The organism is Sphingopyxis sp. (assembly GCF_036261875.1).
Lineage (GTDB): Bacteria > Pseudomonadota > Alphaproteobacteria > Sphingomonadales > Sphingomonadaceae > Sphingopyxis.
Genome location: NZ_DATAJZ010000022.1, coordinates 121,697 through 139,120, shown reverse-complemented (window position 1 = coordinate 139,120; position 17,424 = coordinate 121,697). Strand labels below are relative to the sequence as shown.

General features: G+C 65.8%; 23 protein-coding genes. 15 read left to right on the top strand and 8 right to left on the bottom strand.

What is annotated here, in order from left to right; genetic code table 11:
• Positions 1-39: 39 nt before the first annotated feature.
• Genes nagZ through tatC form a run of 6 tightly spaced genes read left to right on the top strand, consistent with a single transcriptional unit; the run spans position 40 to position 3,905 of the window.
• Positions 40-1,047: a beta-N-acetylhexosaminidase gene (nagZ, locus tag VHO04_RS09960; protein WP_329628181.1), complete on the top strand. Its 1,008-nt coding sequence runs from the start codon at positions 40-42 to the stop codon at positions 1,045-1,047.
• Positions 1,047-1,832, top strand: a complete 786-nt coding sequence (locus tag VHO04_RS09955) for a ScpA family protein (protein ID WP_329628180.1) — start codon at positions 1,047-1,049, stop codon at positions 1,830-1,832. Before nagZ ends, VHO04_RS09955 begins: the two co-directional genes overlap by 1 nt.
• Positions 1,829-2,422, top strand: coding sequence for an SMC-Scp complex subunit ScpB (scpB, locus tag VHO04_RS09950; protein WP_329628179.1), 594 nt, complete (start codon positions 1,829-1,831; stop codon positions 2,420-2,422). The genes VHO04_RS09955 and scpB overlap by 4 nt, the downstream gene beginning before the upstream one ends.
• A gap of 25 nt (positions 2,423-2,447) precedes the next feature.
• A complete protein-coding gene (locus VHO04_RS09945) occupies positions 2,448-2,687 on the top strand; it encodes a twin-arginine translocase TatA/TatE family subunit (RefSeq protein ID WP_329628178.1) in 240 nt (79 codons plus the stop codon).
• Positions 2,688-2,718: 31 nt separating this feature from the next.
• Entirely contained in the window at positions 2,719-3,090 is a 372-nt protein-coding gene (tatB, locus tag VHO04_RS09940) for a Sec-independent protein translocase protein TatB (protein WP_329628177.1), read from the top strand.
• A complete protein-coding gene (gene tatC, locus VHO04_RS09935) occupies positions 3,087-3,905 on the top strand; it encodes a twin-arginine translocase subunit TatC (RefSeq protein ID WP_329628176.1) in 819 nt (272 codons plus the stop codon). The genes tatB and tatC overlap by 4 nt, the downstream gene beginning before the upstream one ends.
• Positions 3,906-3,927: 22 nt before the next feature.
• Here the strand turns inward: tatC and VHO04_RS09930 are convergent, their stop codons facing one another.
• Together VHO04_RS09930 and mgtE are read right to left on the bottom strand one after the other, a co-directional pair.
• Positions 3,928-4,056, bottom strand: a complete 129-nt coding sequence (locus VHO04_RS09930; protein ID WP_257549682.1) for an entericidin A/B family lipoprotein — start codon at positions 4,054-4,056, stop codon at positions 3,928-3,930.
• A 227-nt stretch (positions 4,057-4,283) separates the two neighbouring features.
• Positions 4,284-5,759: a magnesium transporter gene (mgtE, locus tag VHO04_RS09925; protein WP_329628175.1), complete on the bottom strand. Its 1,476-nt coding sequence runs from the start codon at positions 5,757-5,759 to the stop codon at positions 4,284-4,286.
• A 190-nt stretch (positions 5,760-5,949) separates the two neighbouring features.
• Between mgtE and VHO04_RS09920 the strand changes: the two genes are divergently transcribed.
• The gene (locus VHO04_RS09920) at positions 5,950-6,399 is read left to right on the top strand and encodes a peptidylprolyl isomerase (RefSeq protein WP_329628174.1); all 450 of its coding nucleotides are present in this window, start codon (positions 5,950-5,952) and stop codon (positions 6,397-6,399) included.
• Between the two features lie 123 nt (positions 6,400-6,522).
• On the opposite strand, the gene VHO04_RS09915 is transcribed toward VHO04_RS09920, so the two are convergent.
• Positions 6,523-7,659: a nitronate monooxygenase gene (locus VHO04_RS09915; RefSeq protein WP_329628173.1), complete on the bottom strand. Its 1,137-nt coding sequence runs from the start codon at positions 7,657-7,659 to the stop codon at positions 6,523-6,525.
• A gap of 94 nt (positions 7,660-7,753) precedes the next feature.
• Between VHO04_RS09915 and nadC the strand changes: the two genes are divergently transcribed.
• The 3 genes from nadC (at position 7,754) to VHO04_RS09900 (ending at position 9,627) form a co-directional block, all read left to right on the top strand.
• Positions 7,754-8,599: a carboxylating nicotinate-nucleotide diphosphorylase gene (gene nadC, locus VHO04_RS09910; protein ID WP_329628172.1), complete on the top strand. Its 846-nt coding sequence runs from the start codon at positions 7,754-7,756 to the stop codon at positions 8,597-8,599.
• Positions 8,586-9,305, top strand: coding sequence for a ribonuclease T2 family protein (locus VHO04_RS09905; RefSeq protein WP_329628171.1), 720 nt, complete (start codon positions 8,586-8,588; stop codon positions 9,303-9,305). The genes nadC and VHO04_RS09905 overlap by 14 nt, the downstream gene beginning before the upstream one ends.
• A 94-nt stretch (positions 9,306-9,399) precedes the next feature.
• A complete protein-coding gene (locus VHO04_RS09900) occupies positions 9,400-9,627 on the top strand; it encodes a hypothetical protein (protein ID WP_329628170.1) in 228 nt (75 codons plus the stop codon).
• On the opposite strand, the gene VHO04_RS09895 is transcribed toward VHO04_RS09900, so the two are convergent.
• The gene (locus VHO04_RS09895; protein ID WP_329628169.1) at positions 9,624-10,895 is read right to left on the bottom strand and encodes an MFS transporter; all 1,272 of its coding nucleotides are present in this window, start codon (positions 10,893-10,895) and stop codon (positions 9,624-9,626) included. The two genes, VHO04_RS09900 and VHO04_RS09895, sit on opposite strands and share 4 nt — an antisense overlap.
• 147 nt (positions 10,896-11,042) lie before the next feature.
• On the opposite strand from VHO04_RS09895, the gene pgsA reads away from it, so the two are divergent.
• The 3 genes from pgsA to VHO04_RS09880 are packed head-to-tail and all read left to right on the top strand — an operon-like array spanning position 11,043 to position 12,308.
• Complete coding sequence (pgsA, locus tag VHO04_RS09890) at positions 11,043-11,615, top strand: CDP-diacylglycerol--glycerol-3-phosphate 3-phosphatidyltransferase (RefSeq protein WP_329628168.1); 573 nt, start codon at positions 11,043-11,045, stop codon at positions 11,613-11,615.
• A gap of 4 nt (positions 11,616-11,619) precedes the next feature.
• A complete protein-coding gene (locus tag VHO04_RS09885) occupies positions 11,620-11,871 on the top strand; it encodes a MoaD/ThiS family protein (RefSeq protein ID WP_329628167.1) in 252 nt (83 codons plus the stop codon).
• Positions 11,868-12,308 carry a molybdenum cofactor biosynthesis protein MoaE gene (locus VHO04_RS09880; RefSeq protein ID WP_329628166.1) on the top strand — a complete coding sequence of 147 codons (441 nt, stop codon included), beginning with the start codon at positions 11,868-11,870 and terminating at the stop codon, positions 12,306-12,308. The genes VHO04_RS09885 and VHO04_RS09880 overlap by 4 nt, the downstream gene beginning before the upstream one ends.
• Before the next feature lie 39 nt (positions 12,309-12,347).
• Here VHO04_RS09880 and VHO04_RS09875 read toward each other — a convergent pair whose 3' ends face one another.
• Positions 12,348-13,253, bottom strand: a complete 906-nt coding sequence (locus VHO04_RS09875; protein ID WP_329628165.1) for a hydrogen peroxide-inducible genes activator — start codon at positions 13,251-13,253, stop codon at positions 12,348-12,350.
• A 129-nt stretch (positions 13,254-13,382) separates the two neighbouring features.
• On the opposite strand from VHO04_RS09875, the gene VHO04_RS09870 reads away from it, so the two are divergent.
• Positions 13,383-13,850: an EF-hand domain-containing protein gene (locus tag VHO04_RS09870; RefSeq protein ID WP_329628164.1), complete on the top strand. Its 468-nt coding sequence runs from the start codon at positions 13,383-13,385 to the stop codon at positions 13,848-13,850.
• A 6-nt stretch (positions 13,851-13,856) separates the two neighbouring features.
• Here the strand turns inward: VHO04_RS09870 and trmFO are convergent, their stop codons facing one another.
• Entirely contained in the window at positions 13,857-15,191 is a 1,335-nt protein-coding gene (gene trmFO, locus VHO04_RS09865; RefSeq protein WP_329628163.1) for a methylenetetrahydrofolate--tRNA-(uracil(54)-C(5))-methyltransferase (FADH(2)-oxidizing) TrmFO, read from the bottom strand.
• A gap of 74 nt (positions 15,192-15,265) precedes the next feature.
• Here trmFO and VHO04_RS09860 point away from each other — a divergent pair, with 74 nt between their 5' ends.
• A complete protein-coding gene (locus tag VHO04_RS09860) occupies positions 15,266-15,937 on the top strand; it encodes a lysoplasmalogenase (RefSeq protein WP_329628162.1) in 672 nt (223 codons plus the stop codon).
• Between the two features lie 7 nt (positions 15,938-15,944).
• On the opposite strand, the gene VHO04_RS09855 is transcribed toward VHO04_RS09860, so the two are convergent.
• Positions 15,945-16,466, bottom strand: a complete 522-nt coding sequence (locus tag VHO04_RS09855) for a hypothetical protein (RefSeq protein ID WP_329628161.1) — start codon at positions 16,464-16,466, stop codon at positions 15,945-15,947.
• Positions 16,467-16,559: 93 nt separating this feature from the next.
• On the bottom strand, positions 16,560-17,402 hold the full coding sequence (locus VHO04_RS09850) for a TauD/TfdA family dioxygenase (protein WP_329628160.1): 843 nt from the start codon (positions 17,400-17,402) through the stop codon (positions 16,560-16,562).
• Positions 17,403-17,424 lie beyond the last annotated feature (22 nt).

The following is a 17,424-nucleotide window of genomic DNA, read 5'->3' as shown; positions in this document are numbered from 1 at the left end:
GAGGCTAAGGGGGCGCCGGCCGATGGAGGTTGACGCACGATGATACCCGCGATTTTCGGGCTTTCGGGCCTGACCCTGACCGACGACGAGCGCGCTTTCTTTCGCGACAGCGAACCCGCGGGCTATATCCTCTTCGGCCGCAATATCGCGAACCGCGAGCAGCTTCGGCGCCTGACCGACGATTTGCGCAGCCTCGACGGGCGCGCCAACCTGCCGATTCTGATCGATCAGGAGGGCGGGCGCGTCGCGCGGATGAAGGCGCCCGAATGGCCCGATTTTCCGAGCGGCGCGGCGTTCGACGCGCTTTACGAGCGCGCGCCCGCGAGCGCGATCGAGGCAGCGCGGCTCAACGCGATGGCACTTGCGGTGATGCTTGCCGAAGTCGGGATCACAGTCGATTGCCTGCCGCTGCTCGACGTGCGCCAGCCGGGAGCAAGCGACGTGATCGGCGACCGCGCGCTCGGCAGCGAGCCGATGCGCGTTGCGGCGCTGGGCCGCGCGATCCTCGGCGGGCTTCAGGCCGGCGGCGTCGTCGGCGTCGTCAAACATATTCCGGGCCACGGCCGCGCGATGCTCGATACCCACGAAGCGCTGCCGACCGTCACCGCGTCCGACCTTGATTTGCAGAGCGATCTCGCGCCTTTTGCGGCGCTGCGCGATGCGGCGATGGCGATGACCTGCCATGTCATCTTCGACGCGTGGGACCGGGATCGGCCCGCGACGCTGTCGCCGACCATCATCGACGGCATTATCCGCCAGCGCGTCGGTTTTCACGGTCTGTTGATGACCGACGATCTCGACATGAAGGCGCTGTCAGGAGACGTTCCGTCGCGCGCCGCCGATGCGGTCGCCGCGGGATGCGATATCGCGCTCAACTGCTGGGCGAAGATGGACGACATGATCGGCATCGCGAAGGCGCTCGATCCGATCAGCACCTTGTCGCGCGCGCGGCTCGAAGGCGCGATGGACCGCATCGTCGGCGCACACGATCCGCGCCAGTTCGCGGTGCTCGTCGATCAGCGCGACGCGCTGCTGGCGCTCGCCTGATGGAGGAACTGCCGCTCGCCTTCGAACTGGCACCGGCGGCAGCGAGCGAGCGCGAAGATGCGCTGCAACTCAATCTCGATAGCTGGGAAGGCCCGCTCGACCTGCTGTTGACGCTCGCGCGCGGGCAAAAGGTCGACCTTCGGCAGATTTCCATCCTCCAACTCGTCGAACAATATCTCGCCTTCATCGCCGAAATGCGCGCGAAGCTGGAGGTCGCGGCCGATTATCTGGTGATGGCGGCGTGGCTCGCCTATCTGAAATCGGCGCTGTTGCTTCCCAAGGATTCGCTGGAGGAGCCGTCGCCCGACGAACTGGCGCTGCGGCTGCAATTGCGGCTCCAGCGCCTCGCAGCGATGCGCGAGGCGGCGGCGCGGTTGCTCGCGCGCGATCGCATCGGCCGCGATGTTTTTTTGCGCCCGAAGCCCGAGGGGCTGCGCGACGTCAAGGTGCGGCGCTGGGATGCGAGCCTTTACGACCTGCTGGCGGCCTATGGTCAGGTCAAGCTGCGCACCGAGCCCGTCGTCCACATGGTTGCGCGGCGCCCGGTGATCACGCTCGACGCGGCGCTCCAGCATCTCGAACGGATGATCGGGATCGAGGTCGACTGGGCCGAACTGTCAGATTTCCTGCCGTCCGACTATCAGGGGCCGCTGCGCCGCTCGGCGATCGCGTCGAGCTTCGTCGCCGCGCTCGAACTGGCGCGGCAGGGGCGGGTCGACCTCAAGCAGGCGGGAGCATTCGAACCGCTTTATCTGAAGGCAGCCCCAATGGGACAACCCGCATGATCGACGATCTGGAACGCGCGATAGAGGCGATGCTGTTCGCGAGCGACGAACCGCTCGATGCGCGGCAGGTCGCGGGACGTCTCGGCGATGAAATGACGCCGGGCGAGGTCCGCGCGATCATCTTGGCGATCGCCGAACGCCACAAGGGCAGCGGCATCGAACTCGTCGAGCGCGGCGGGCATTGGCATTTCCAGACCCCCACCGACCTCGCCCATCTGCTGCGCCGCGAGCGTGACGACCCACGCAAATTGTCGCGTGCGGCGACCGAGGTGCTGGCGATCGTCGCCTATCATGAGCCTGTCAGCCGCGCGGAGATCGAGGCGATCCGCGGTGTCCAGACCTCGAAGGGCACGCTCGACGTGCTGATGGAGGCGGAATGGATCGCGCCCGCGGGACGGCGCGAGGTGCCCGGGCGGCCGCTGATCTACAAGACCACCGACGCCTTTTTGCAGCACTTCGGGCTCGCGAGCCGCAAGGATCTGCCGGGAATCGAGGATTTGCGCGCCGCGGGCCTGCTCGACCCGGTCGACCTCGCTTTCGAGGAGGCGATGGGCGAACTCGACCTAGTAAAAGACGGCGAGGACGCCTAGATAGCGGCCTCAAGGAGATTGGAAGATGGGTAGCTTCAGCATCTGGCACTGGCTCGTGGTCGGGATTCTCGTCCTGCTGCTGTTCGGCAAGGGCCGTTTTTCCGACATGATGGGCGACGTCGCCAAGGGCATCAAGAGCTTCAAGAAGGGCATGGCCGATGACGACGCGCCGCCGCCCGCGCCGCGCCAGATCGAAGGTCAGCGGACGCCCGATGCCACCCCGATTCCGACCCCGAACGCGACCGGGGAAACCGAAAACCGCTGATTTCAGCCGCCTGCGGGAATTGGGCTAAACTATGTTCGACGTCGCGCCCACCGAGTTGTTGCTCGTGGTGGTGGTGGCCCTGGTGGTCATCGGCCCAAAGGATTTGCCGAAAGCGATGCGTTTTGTCGGCAAATGGGTCGGCAAGGCGCGCGGCATGGCGCGCCATTTCCGTGCCGGACTCGACACGATGATGCGCGAGGCCGAGCTCGAAGAACTCGAGAAACAGTGGCGCGAGCAGAATGACGCGATCATGCGCGAGTTCCCGCGCATCGACGATGTCGCCGCGGGGACCCCGCCGATCCTGCCTTCCGAAGCGCCGGCCGAACCTTCCGGATCTGAAGAGGCGGAAGCGGCCAAGCCCGAGACGCACGATGTGCCGCCGCCGGGCGGGCCGCTGCCATGACCGTCGAAGCGCCCGTCGAAACCCCCGTTACCGCCGATGAGGATGGCGCTGGCGGCAAGATGCCACTGCTCGACCATCTGATCGAGTTGCGCTCGCGTCTGCTGAAGTCGCTGCTCGCGGTCGGCCTGGCCTTTGGGGTGTGCCTTTATTACGCGCGGCCGATTTTCGGCATCCTCGTCCACCCGCTGGTCGTCGCGGGGCAGGGGAAGCTGATCTATACGCAGTTGTTCGAGGCGTTTTTCGTCGAGATCAAGGTCGCGCTGTTCGCGGCGACGATGATTGCCTTTCCGGTGATCGCGAACCAGCTCTGGAAGTTCGTCGCGCCCGGCCTTTACCGCAAGGAAAAGCGCGCGCTGCTGCCGTTCCTGTTCGCGACGCCGGTGCTGTTCGCGATCGGCGCCTGCTTCGCCTATTTCGTCACCATCCCGATCGCGCTCAAATTCCTGCTCGGATATCAGGGGAATGTCGGTGGGGTGACGCAGGAGGCGCTGCCCTCGGTCGGCAATTATCTGAGCTTTGTGATGCAGTTCATCCTGGCGTTCGGCATCGCTTTCCTGCTGCCGATCCTGCTGATGCTGATCGAGCGCGCGGGGCTCGTGACGCGCGCGCAATTGATTTCGGCGCGGCGCTACATGATCGTTGCCGCTTTCGCGGTCGCGGCGGTGTTCACGCCGCCCGACATCCTCAGCCAGTTGCTGCTCGCGATCCCGCTGGTCTTTCTCTACGAGCTGTCGATCTTCGCGATCTGGTTCACCCAGCGCAAACGCAAGACAGGCGCCGAAGCGGCGCCTGTCGAGCCTCTCGAAGAGGCCTAGGGGTAAGTCAGCACCACGCCGATCAGTGAATGGCGTCGTCGCCGGCCTGTCCGACCGACTCGATATCGCGGCCGACGCCCTTCACCGTGTTGCAGCCAGCGACCAGAAAGCTGGCTAGCAGGGTGAGAAGGATTACACGGACACTCGTCATTGGATCACCTCTTGCGGGTCATGTCTTGAGCGCAAAATGGCCCGGCACGCGTTCGAGGGGGGGGAGGGAATGCGGGCCGGGCCAATGTTGCTGAGCAGCGCTGCGGGGGGGCGATGCCGCTGCTCGAAAAGGAAACGACCGGCGCGGCGAATAAGTTCCCGAAAAAAATTGAAGCCATGAAATTTTTTTCGCGATTCTTTTGAATCGCTTGGATTCCAGCGCTTTGATCAGTTCATCGCCGTCAGGCCGCTGAGCACCGCGAGCCCGAGGAACGAGAAAAAGCCCATGATGTCGGTCAGCGTCGTCACGAAAACCGCCGACGAAACGGCGGGGTCGACGTCGAGCCGGTCGAGCGTCACCGGAACCAGGATGCCGGCGAGCCCCGCGACCAGATTGTTGATCAGCATTGCAGAGGCGATGACGGCGCCGAGCAGCGGATTGCCGAAGATCAGCGCGGTGCCGGTGCCGATCAGCACGCCGAGCGACAGGCCGTTCACCGTCGCGATGCGGAGTTCGCGGAAGATCATGCGCAAACTGTTCGACGCGGTGAGCTGATTGGTCGCGATCGCGCGCACGGTGACGGCCAACGTCTGCGTTCCCGCATTGCCCCCCATGCCCGACACGATCGGCATCAGCACCGCGAGCAGCGCGAATTTGGCGATCGCACCCTCGAAAAAGCCGACCACCGATGCCGCGAGCATCGCGGTGCCCAGATTGACGACCAGCCAGCTCAGCCGGGTGCGGATCGTCATCACGATCGGCTCGTTGATGTCGCCGTCGCCCGCGCCCGACAGGCGCAAAATGTCCTCGCCCGCCTCTTCCTGGATGATGTGGACGACGTCGTCGACGGTGATCATGCCGACCAGGCGCCCGGCCTTGTCGACCACCGCCGCGGAGATCAGCGCATATTTCTGGAAGCGCAGCGCGACCTCTTCCTGGTCCATGTCGACCGGGATCAGCGTCTGCTCGCGCTTCATCAGGTCGCTGATCGCGATGGTGCGCGGCGCGCGCAATATCCAGCTGAGCTGGCAGGTGCCGACCGGGCGGTGCATTGGGTCGACGATGAAAATCTCCCAGAAATCGGTCGTCAGATCGGCATCTTCGCGCAGCCGGTCGATGACGTCGCCGACGGTCACGTGCTCGGGCACCGCGACATATTCGCGCTGCATCAGGCGCCCGGCGGTCTCTTCGGGATAGGAGAGGGCGTCCTCGATCGCCGCGCGATCCTCGGGCTCCATCGCCTGGAGAACGGCCTGCTGTTCGTCCTCCTCCATATCCTCGATGATCGCGACGGCATCGTCGGTATCGAGTTCGGACGCGATTTCGGCCACTTGCTCCGGCGCGAGCAGGTCGATCAGCCGTTCGCGCACATGGTCGTTCATTTCCGCGAGCACGTCGGGCGAGACCATGTCGCCGAGCACATGCGCGAGCAGCGGGCGGTCCTCGTCGGAGACGAGTTCGAACAGGTCGGCGATGTCGGCGGGGTGGAGACGGCCGACGCGTTCGCGCGCCGCCTCGACCTCGCCCGCTTCGGCAAGGTCGATCACGTCGCGGACGAAAGCGGGTTTCAGCCGATCGTCCTCGTCGAGTTCGGTTTCGGCTTCGCGCTGGACCGGATCGCGGTCGATCTCGCGATCGTCGGTGATGGTTGCGTGATCGAGTGACACGTTGTCGGGGGGCAGGGATTCTTCGCGTTTGTCCATCGCGCGGTCCTCCCTGGAATATGCGGCGTGTGATGTGGCTTCCGGCCTTCCCCTAATCCCGCTGCCGCATGATGGCAACGCCGCGAACATGCTTTTTGCGCAATTAGGGCGTGGCTTTGCCGCGCGGCGCGGCTATGGCGCTCGCATATCCCTCAGGCCTTTCCCAAGGCCTTCCAACCAGGAGCTCCTCATGTCCGACCAGACGCTCACCCTTTCGCTGTCGACCGGCGATGTCGTCATCCGCCTGCGCCCCGATCTTGCCCCGCTGCACGTCGAGCGCATCACGACGCTCGCCAAGGAAGGCTTTTACGACGATGTCGTCTTTCACCGCGTGATCCCGGGCTTCATGGCGCAGGGCGGCGACCCGACGGGTACCGGCATGGGCGGCAGCAAGCTTCCCGACCTGCCGCAGGAGTTCAACGCCGAGCCGCACGTCCGCGGCGTCTGCTCGATGGCCCGCGCGCAGAACCCGAACAGCGCGAACAGCCAGTTCTTCATCTGCTTCGACGACGCGCGCTTCCTCGACAATCAATATACCGTCTGGGGCGAAGTGATCGAAGGCATGGAAAATGTCGACGCGCTGCCCAAGGGCGAACCGCCGCGCGCGCCGGGGAAGATCGTCAAGGCGACGGTGGCGTAAACAAAAATAGCCGCGCTCCCGCGAAGGCGGGAGCCCATCTCCGGCCGGTTCCATCTTGCACCGACCGGAGATGGGTCCCCGCCTTCGCGGGGACACGCAAATATTTTATGAAGCCGGCTGGGATCATTCCCCCACGAACCCGTTCAGCCGTTCGCAGGCGCTGATCCAGTCTTCCTTGAATGCCTGCACGACCTGCCCGGCGCCCATCGCCTCGTTCATCAGCCCGACACCCTGGCCGACCCAGTAAGTCGCGAGTGCTCTCGCGCCTTCGTGGCCGCCCTCGGACAATTTATCGACCTTGCGCAGCGCCGGTTCGCTGACCAGCGATTGCAGCGGCATCGGGAGCGGTTTGGGCGCACCCTCGGCTTCCCAGGCGTCGGTCCACGGCGAGCGGAGCTGGCGCGAGGGTTTGCCGGTGCGGCTCTTCGAGCGCACGGTGTCGCGCGCCGAAGCTGCGAGCATCTTTTCCTTCACGACCGGGTTGGTCTCCGCCTCGGCCGTGGTCAGCCAGACCGATCCGGTCCAGGCGCCGTGCGCGCCCATCGCCATCGCCCCCGCCATCTGGCGCCCGGTGACGATGCCGCCCGCGGCGAGAATCGGCGTCGTCGCGCCGACCGCCTCGACCGCCGCCGCGACCTCGGGCACCAGCACCATCGTCGCGACCTCGCCGCAATGGCCGCCGGCTTCGCCGCCCGCGACGACGAGGATATCAACCCCCGCGCGGACCTGGGCCAGCGCATGGTCGCGGGTGCCGACGAGCGCGGCGACGGGCACCTTGTGGCGCTTGCCGAGTTCGAGCATCAGCGGCGGCGGCACGCCGAGCGCGTTGGCGATCAGCGCGATCGGATGGCGGAAGGCGACTTCGAGCAGCCGCGCCGCGCCGTCCTCGTGCATATTGTCGCCGAAGCTCTGCCGCGTCTCCATCGCCTCTTCGAGCCCCGCCGCATCGACGTCGAACTTGCCGAGGAGGTCGGCGGCGAAGCGGAGGTGCGATTCGGGCACCTTGGCGGCGTTGGACGTCGGCGCCTCGCCCTTGCCGGCGAAGCTATTGGGGACGATCAGGTCGACGCCATAGGGGCGCCCGCCGATATGCGCGTCGATCCACGCCAGCTCTTCCTCGAGCCGTTCGGGCGGCAGCGCCGCGGCGCCGAACACACCCATGCCCCCGGCCTTCGACACCGCGACGACGACGTCGCGGCAGTGCGAGAAAGCGAGCAGGGGAAATTCGATGCCGAGCATGGCGCAGATGGGGGATTGCATGGGGTCTCTCCATTTCCTTATTTGCCGCCATGTCAGCGCCAGTTGACGTAAACGTCAAGTTGATTTGCGTGGGGTTCGCTCTATCGCTCGCCCTATGAGCGATTTTTCCCTTTCCGGTCTCGACCTAGACGCCTTTGTCCGCAACACCTTGGCCGAGGATCTGGGGTCGGGCGGCGACATCACTTCGATGGCGACCATCCCCGCCGACGCGCGTTTTTCGGGGGTGATGGACAGCCGCGACGCGATCACCGTCGCGGGCCTGCCGATCGCCGAGGCCTTTTTCCGCGCGCTCGATCCCGCGATGGAGATCGACATATTGGTTGCCGAGGGCGAACGGGTGGCGGCGGGAAGCGACCTGATGCGGCTGTCGGGCAATGCCCGCGCGATGCTGACCGCCGAGCGGTCGGCGCTGAACACGGTGCAGCATCTGTCGGGAATTGCGACGATGACACGCGGCTATGTCGATGCGCTCGGCGGCACCGCGACTCTGCTCGACACGCGCAAGACGATTCCCGGCCTGCGGGTGCTGGAGAAATATGCGACGCGGATGGGCGGCGCGACGAATCATCGCATGGGCCTGTGGGACGCGGCGATGATCAAGGACAATCATGTGGCGGTCGCCGGATCGGTCGAGGAAGCGGTGCGCCGCGCGGTCGCGGCGGGGATCGAAAACATCATCGTCGAGGTCGACCGCGTCGACCAGGTCGAACCGGCGCTGAAGGCCGGGGCGACGCACCTGTTGCTCGACAATATGGGGCCGGACGCGCTGCGCGAGGCGGTTGCGATCGTCGGCGGCCGCGTGCCGACCGAGGCGTCGGGAGGCGTGCGGCTCGACACGATCGGCGCGATCGGGGCGACGGGGGTGACTTATGTTTCGGTGGGCCGGTTGACGCAGTCGGCGCCGGCGGCCGACATCGGGCTCGATTTTGCGCTGGCTTGATATTGCGCTGGCGCTGCTGCTCGCGCCCTCTGCCGCGCAGGCCCAATCGCCCGCCTGCGTCGCGCCCGACCGCGTTCCCGTCCCGCGCCTTGAACAGCCGCGACGCGGCGAGCCGGTGCGCAAGGTGCCGGTCGCGGGCTATCTGCTCAGCATGAGCTGGTCACCGCAGCGCTGCGCGAGGGTGCGCAATCCGAGGGACGCGCGCGACCGCTTCCAATGTTCGGGAGAGAATGGCCGTTTCGGCTGGGTGCTGCACGGGCTGTGGCCCGAGGCGGGCGATCCGGGTTATCCGCAATGGTGCCTGCCCGCCAAGATCGTGCCGCAGCCGGTGCTGAAGAAGCATATGTGCATGACCCCCTCGGCGCAGCTCTTGCAGCATGAATGGGCCAAACACGGCACCTGCATGAGCCCGCATCCGGCCGCCTATTTCCGCGCCGCCGAAATATTGTTCCGCGCGGTGCGCTTTCCGGACATGACGCGGCTGGCGGCGGCGCCGCAGACCGGGGGCAGCATCCGGCGCGCCTTCGCAGCGGTCAATCCGGGGGTGAAGGAGACGATGATCGCGGTCGCGGCCGACCGCGACGGCTGGCTCGACGAGGTGCGCCTGTGCCTCGGCCCGCGGATGAAGCCGCAGCAATGCCGGCCGTTCCAGAAAGGACTGGCCGACCGTCGCAGCGTGCGCGTGCGGCCGATGCCGCGCGATTAAGCAAATCGCGCGCTTTCGTCCCGCGCCGGGACAGGGACGGCGTTAACGCTTTTTTAACCTTATCGACTCGTTAAGCACGCCCTAGCTTCGCGGCATGGACTCGGGCCGACAGATCGACATTCGCGAACGGCTGCGCGCGCACGCGGCGCGGCAGGTGACCATCGCGAGGCTGAATGCGCCCGAGGATTGGCAGGGCGAATTGGTGGGCGCGCTGCGCGCGGGGCGAGCGGCTCCATCCTTCTGGTCGCGCGACGGCGATATGCGGCTGTTTCTGGAAAGTTTCGCGATCTTCTTCGTCGCGACGATGATGTTCCTGATCTAGTCGCAGGCCTTATGTAGCTTCCATGCGAGGAAGGCCGATACCAGACACATCGCCGCGACCATCAGCAGCGTGTCGTCGATCGTCAGCCCGAGGCCGATCAGCACGCTGAGCAGCAGCGTCGCCGCGACCATGAAGCCCGAATTGACGATATTATTCGCGGCGACGGTGCGCGCGGTCTGCGACTTGGCGACGGTGGTGGTCAGGAAGGCATAGAGCGGAACGACGAACATGCCCCCGGCGACCGCGATGCCGAACAGGTCGAAGATGATGCGGTCGCCCGCGTTGAGCGACAGAAATTCGCGCCAGTCCATCAGCGTCGCATCGGCGTGGACCCAGCCTTTCACCGACCACCAGAGGTCGAGGACGAAAAGGCCCATCACGATCACCGATCCTGGCGAATAGCGCGCCGAGACATGACCCTTCAGCAGCCGGTTGACGACGATCGAGCCGATCGCGACGCCGATCGAGAAGATGGCGGTGAACATCGTCGCGACGGTGTTGTCGCCGCCGAGCGCATTCTTGACGAGCGGCGGGAATTGCGCCGCCAATATCGCGCCGATCGCCCAGAAGAAGCTGATCGAGACGATGGCGAGGAACAGGCGCGGGATATGCATCGTGCCGTTGACGATCTGCCACGACGACCGCAGCACATTATGGTCGATGACGAGCCCTTCAGCTTCCTTTTCCGGCGGCGCGGCGGGAACGAAGCTGGCTGTCAGGCGGCCGATGACCGCGACGACGACGATGCCGGGGATCGCGATATGCGGCGGGGTGAGGCCGCCGACGATCGTCCCGCCGAGGATGGCGATATAGGTGCCCGCCTCGACCCAGCCGGTGCCGGCGAGCACCTCATCCTCCTCGAGGTGCTGGGGCAGAATCGCATATTTGATCGGCCCGAAGAAGGTCGAGTGCATCCCCATCGAAAAGAGCGCGAGCAGCATCAGCGGGACATTGTGCAGCCAGATACCGCTGGCGCCCACGATCATGATCCCGATTTCCGCCGACTTGATGAGGCGGATCATCCGCGTTTTGTCGGTGCTGTCGGCAAGCTGGCCCGCGAGCGCGGAGAAGAGGAAGAAGGGCAGGATGAACAGCCCCCCCGCGAGCGCGTTGAACCACGCCTCGGTCTCCGGATCCTTGTAGATGGTGAAGGTGACGAGGATCACCATCGCCATCTTGTAGAAATTGTCGTTGAAAGCGTTGAGGAACTGCGTCGCGAACAGGGGCAGAAACCGGCGTTGCTTCATCAGCGCAAAGGAACCGGTCATTGAAAATCCACTCTTGCAGCCCGACATCGCGGCAACGCCCGCCCTGGATGTTCCCCCCAGAGGCAATCTTGTTGTCGCCGGGGGGGCTTATCGGTTAGGGCTTGCACGGTCAAAGCCCATTTTGGAACGGATACGCCCGCAGGGATCATGCTCAGCCTTCCGAATATATTGACGCTGTCGCGCATTTTGGCGGTTCCGATCCTGCTGTTCCTGTTGTGGCCGGGGATCGCCCCCGGCGGGCACCAGCCGAAGCCGATCGATTACGGGTTCGCCTTTGGCCTTTATTGCCTGATGGGCATCACCGATTATTTTGACGGCTATGTTGCGCGCTCGCGCGGCATCGTGTCGCGGCTGGGTGCCTTTCTCGATCCGATCGCCGACAAGATCATGATCGCCGCCGTCATCCTGCTGCTCGTCTTCACGCGCGACATCACCGGCTATCATGTCATCGCCGCGCTGATGATCCTGTTGCGCGAGATCATCGTCTCCGGCCTGCGCGAATTCCTCGCGACGTTGCAGGTGTCGATGCCGGTGACCCAGCTTGCCAAGTGGAAGACGACCTTTCAGCTGATCGCCTTCGGCGCGCTGATCCTGGCGGGGGCGTTGCCTGTGATGGCATGGATCAAGACCGTAGGACTCGTGTCGCTGTGGGGCGCGGCGGTGCTGACGCTGATCACCGGCTGGGACTATCTGCGCGTCGGCCTCAAGCATATGGATTGAGCCCGTGGCGCTGACGGTCAGCTATTTCGCCTGGGTGCGCGAGCGGATGGGGGTTTCCGAAGAGGTGGTCGAACCGCCCGCCGGGGTGGCGACGATGGCCGATCTGGTCGGCTGGCTCGCGGCGCGCGATGCGCGGGGCGCACTGGCCTTTGCCGAGCCGGCGCGCATCCGCGGCGCGATCGATGGCGTCATGGCGCCGCCGGACGCGGTGCTGGGGCGCGAGGTCGCGCTGTTTCCGCCGGTGACGGGCGGATGATCTGCGTTGCGGTCCAGACCGACGCGATCGATGTGGCTGCCGAAATCGACCGGCACGATGCCGGCGGGCACGGCGCGAGCGCGAGCTTCATCGGCCGAGTGCGCGGTGGAGATGGCCTCACCGAATTGTTCCTCGACCATCATCCGATGTTGACCGAGGCGGGGCTGGCCGGTCTGGCCCACACCGCCGCCGACCGCTGGCACCTCGCGGCGCTGACCCTGATCCACCGCGTCGGCGCGATGGCGCCCGGCGAGACGATCGTGCTGGTGCTGGCGAGCAGCCCGCACCGCGCCGAAGCGCTGGCGGCGACCGAATATCTGATCGACCGGCTCAAGACCGATGTGATGCTGTGGAAGCGCGAGACGTTCGCCGACGGGCGGGTGCGATGGGTCGAGCCGCGCGAGGGCGATCAGGGGCGCGCGGAGCGGTGGGATTGAACAGCGTCATCCCGGCCTTCGCCGGGATGACGGTTGGACTCAATTCGCCTTATGCTTCCTGAAAATGTCCGCGAGCAGGCGGAATTCGTCGGCGCGCGGGCTGCCCTTGCGCCAGACCAGCGCGATCGTGCGCCAGTCGTGGTCGGAGGCGAGCGGGCGCGTGTCGATGTCGGTATGGTCGAGGATGCCCGCCTCGATCGCCATCTGCGGCAGCATGGTGATGCCGAGGCCGTTGTCGACCATCTGAACGAGGGTGTGGAGCGAAGTGCCCATCATCCGCGCGCCGGCGCGCAGTTCGGGACGGTTGCAGGCGGCGAGCGCATGGTCCTTCAGGCAATGGCCGTCCTCGAGCATCAGCATCTGCGCCGGGTCGATCTGGTCGGCGCTGACCATGGCCGGAAGATCCTCCGCCTGCTCGCCGGGGAAGGCGACGAACAGCGCGTCGTCGAACAACGGCTCGCTTTCGACGTCGCCGCACGCATAGGGAAGCGCAAGGAGAACGCAGTCGACGGCGCCGTGATGGAGCGATTCACACGCCTGCGCGCTCGGCTCCTCGCGCAGAAAAAGCTTGAGCGACGGGCGTTCCTTGCGCAGCCGCGGGAGCAAGCCGGGAAGTAGAAAAGGCGCGATCGTCGGGATGACGCTCATGCGCAGCTCGCCGACCAGCGGCGCGGCGGCAGCGGCGGCCATGTCGGCCAGTTCCTCGGCCTCGCGGAGCACGCGGTGCGCCTTGGCGACGATCTTGTCGCCGAGCACGGTGAAGCGGACGACGCGGCGGGTGCGCTCGACCAGCGTCTGGCCGAGCAAAGTCTCGAGTTCGCGAATACCGGCCGACAGCGTCGACTGGGTGACGTTGCAGGCATCGGCGGCGCGGCCGAAATGACCGTGGTCGTGGAGCGCAACAAGATATTGCATCTGTTTGAGTGTGGGCAGGTAATTTTGCATTGATCGGATATAGCAATTGATGGGTGAATTTTGAACAAGCATATCGATCACTAATTATGACCAATATGGCGGCGTTTGGTGCTGGCCTTGCCCGCGCCATGATAGCAAGCCTGTCGGCGGGAGGGGCTGATGGCGATTTCCAGATTCCTGATCGGCGGCGTGGCGAGCGCGCTTCTGCTCACCGGCGGGCTGTTCCTGTGGAAAGGCTATAGCCAGGTCGCCGAGGAAGAGGTGCTACCCGAGCCGCCGCCCGGCCTGCCGGCGATCCCCATCGCGGGCGTTCATGCGCCGAAGCGCGGTCCTGCGCCGCCCGCGCTGCCCGCCGCGAAGGAAGCGTCGCGCGAGGAACGGCGCTTCAACCGCTTCGACCGCGACCGCAACGACCGGATCAGCCGCGTCGAACTGATGTCCTCGCGCACCGCCGCGTTCCGCAAGCTCGACAGGAACGGCGACAATCTGCTGACGTTCGAGGAATGGGCCGTCGCGACGGGCGAGCGCTTCGCCAAGGCCGACGCCGACAAATCGGGCGACCTGACGCGCGCCGAATTCGCGACGACGGCGCCGAAGCGGGTCGCAAAGCCGAAGTGCAGTTGTTGATTGCGATCAGATCGCCAGCTTCATCCACTCCGCCAGCGCCGTTCCGGCACGCTGGGTGTAGCCGAGCTTCCGGTCCTTCTTGCGTACATCCTCGGCGAGCGGGGGGAAGAGGCCGAAATTGACGTTCATCGGCTGATAGCTCGCGGCATCCGCGCCGCCGGTGATATGGCCGAGCAGCGCGCCGAGCGCAGTTTCGCCCGGCGGCGGGGGCAGGGGGCGACCGCCCAGCTCGGCGACGGCGAAGCGCGCGGCGATCAGGCCGATCGCGGCGCTTTCGACATAGCCCTCGCAGCCGGTGATCTGCCCGGCAAAGCGGATATGCGGCGCCGACTTGAGACGAAGCTGGCCGTCGAGCAGTTCGGGCGAGCGGATGAAACTGTTGCGGTGAAGCCCGCCGAGACGCGCGAACTCGGCTTTTTCGAGGCCGGGGATGGTGCGGAACAGCTCGACCTGCGTGCCATGCTTGAGTTTGGTTTGGAAGCCGACCATGTTCCACAGCGTGCCGAGCGCATTGTCCTGCCGGAGCTGGACGACGGCATAGGGCCAGCGTCCGGTGCGCGGATTGTCGAGCCCGACGCCTTTCATCGGACCGAAGCGCAGCGTTTCGGGGCCGCGCTCGGCCATCACCTCGATCGGCATACAGCCTTCGAAATAGGGGGTGTCGGTTTCCCAGTCCTTGAACTCGGTCTTGTCGCCGTCGATCAGCCCCTGGACGAAGGCATGATATTGATCCTTGTCCATCGGGCAGTTGATATAATCCTTACCGTCGCCGATCGGCCCGACCTTGTCCCAGCGGCTTGCCATCCACGCGACGTCCATGTCGATGCTGTCGCGGTAGACGATCGGCGCGATCGCGTCGAAGAAGGCGAGCGCGTCCTTGCCGGTCGCGGCGCCGATGCTGGTCGCCAGACTGGGTGCGGTCAGCGGGCCGGTCGCGATGATCGTCAGCCCCTCCGAAGGCAGCGTATCGACGCGCTCGCGGACGATGGTGATGTTGGGATGTGCCGACAGGGCACGGGTGACGCCGCCCGAGAAAAGGTCGCGATCGACCGCGAGGGCCGAGCCCGCGGGGACTTTCGTAGCGTCGGCCTCGCGCATGATAAGCGAGCCCAGCGATCGCATCTCGCGGTGGAGCAGGCCGACCGCGTTGCTGTCGCCGTCGTCGCTGCGAAAGCTGTTCGAGCAGACCATCTCGGCAAGCGTGTCGCCCTGATGCGCCGGGGTCGTGTCGCCAGCCCCGCGCATTTCGGACAGGCGCACGCGATAGCCCGCCTCGGCAAGCTGCCATGCGGCTTCGGAGCCGGCGAGGCCGCCGCCGATGATGTGAATGTCGTGGGTCATGACTCTATCCGTTGACTTGCGCGCCGTGCGCCGCGCACTAGGCGGGTTGAGAACAAGATGCAAAGGGGTGGACGATGAACGAAGGGCAAGGCTGGGATCGCGCGCGCTGGCTGTGGGGGCTGGCGCTGGTCGGCGGCATCAGCTTCTTCGTCGCGGTTCACCAGCATTGGGACGGCCCCGCCGTCCATCTTTGGAAAACCTCGGGCGTCGCGCTGCTTGCGGTCTGGGCCGCGGTCAATGCGCGGAATGGTGACGGACGGTTGATTGCCGCGGTGCTCGGTTTCGGAGCGCTCGGCGACTGGGCGCTCGATGCGATCGGACTTATGCAGGGCGCGGCGGCCTTTGCGATGGGGCACCTCGTCGCCATTGCGCTCTATCTGCGCAATCGGCGGCCCGCGATGACCGGATCGCAGCGCCTGCTCGTCTTCGCCGTCGTGCCGCTGGCGATGCTGATCGCCTGGGCACTGACCCGGCATGGCGAAGCGGGTGAGACGGGGGCGGCGGTCGGTTATAGCGCGCTCGTCGCGGCGATGGCGGCGACCGCCTGGGCGAGCCGCTTCCCGCGCTACCGCACCGGCATCGGCGCGATGATGTTTCTCGCCAGCGACCTGTTCATCTTCGCGGGCGAGGGCGGGACGCTCGGCAAGGATGTGACGATGTGGTTCGTCTGGCCGCTTTATTTCGCGGGGCAGGCGCTGATTGCATGGGGCGTGGTCAAGACGCTGTCGAGCGAGGGGAACGCATAGATCGCGGTCAGTCTTCGCCTCGCAGGCAGGACGCCATCCAGGCCTTGTCCTCGGGTTCGGGGCCTTCGCCGCCCAATGTGCGCACTTTCGGCAACCCGGCACCGGGACGGGCGCTGGCGCAACTGAAGCTGTCGCCGTCCTTCACGCTGTGGAGCCGGTTGCCGCACGCCTGAAGCGTCCGGTCCGACGTGCCCCAACCGACTTTCGCGGCATCCGCCGGGGCTTGTCCGGCACAATAAGTGTCGGTTTCCGATCCGGGGTCGCCGCAGATGCGGTCGATATGGGCGCGATTATCCTTGGCGGTCGCGACGAAGCGCTGGGTATAATAAGCGTTGGTCGCGAAATCGCGCTGGACCCCGCACACGCGGTCGCCGCGCTGCTCCATCAGCGTGTAGGCGCAGATATTCGCGCCCTGATAGGTTTCGCAGGCCATCCATGCGCCGTCGAAGGGGGCGGGCTCGTGCTGCGAGGCCGCGCCTCCCGTCACGAGCGCCGCGAAGGGCAGGAGAGGAAGCAGAAGGAGGCGCATCTAAATTCTCTCTTTGAAGCGAGTTTGACCCCGTCTCATACCCCGGCATGCGGACGGCAATGGCCTGGATCACAGAGGGTTAAGGAAATCGGCCTATCCGTCCCACGCCGCGATCGTCGTGCGGTGAAGCAGGCGGTCGTGTCCGTCATAGCCGCCGGTCGCGCGATGCAGCACCGAGCGATTGTCCCACATGATAAGCATGTCGGGTTCCCATTCGTGGCTGTAGCGGAATTCTTCGCGGCCCTGCCATTCGAGCAGTTCGACGATCAGCGGGACCGCCTCCGCATCGTCCAGGCCATCGAAACCGATGATATAGCCCGCGCAGCCGAACAGGCCCTCGCGGCCGGTTTCGGGATGCCTGCGGACGAAGGGATGAAGCTGGGTCGCCAGCGCTTCCTCGCCCGAACGGATGTCCATGCTGCGGCCCTGATCCCGGACCCCATACATGCCCGAGGGAGCATAGCCGCCGCGCGCGCTGTGGACGGCCTGCAACCCCTCGACGCGGGCGCGCAAATCCGCGGGCATCGCATCGAGCGCGGCGTGCTGGTTCGAAAATTCGGTGTTGCCGCCAACGGGAGGTATGGTGATGCCGAAGAGGCAGGTTCCGGCGGGCGGGCGGTCCTGAAAGCTCCAGTCGCTGTGCCAGTTTTCGGCGAACAGCGGTGCGGTCTCGTCGGCGCGGCGTTTCACCGCAATGATATGCTCGCGGCCAGGGATCGGCTTGATGAACGGATCGTCGCCGAAGCCGCCGAAGTAACCGGTAAAGCGCTCGAGATCGTCATCGCTCATTTTCTGGCCGGGAAAGACGAGGACGTGATGATCGAGCCACGCCGCGCGGATTGCGGTGATGGTTTCGGGGGCGAGCGGCCGGGTCAGATCGACGCCGGTGATGCGGGCGCCGCAGGCCTGGCCGCTGGGGGTGATGGTGAGCGTCATGGGGAGATGCTGCGCCGGTTGA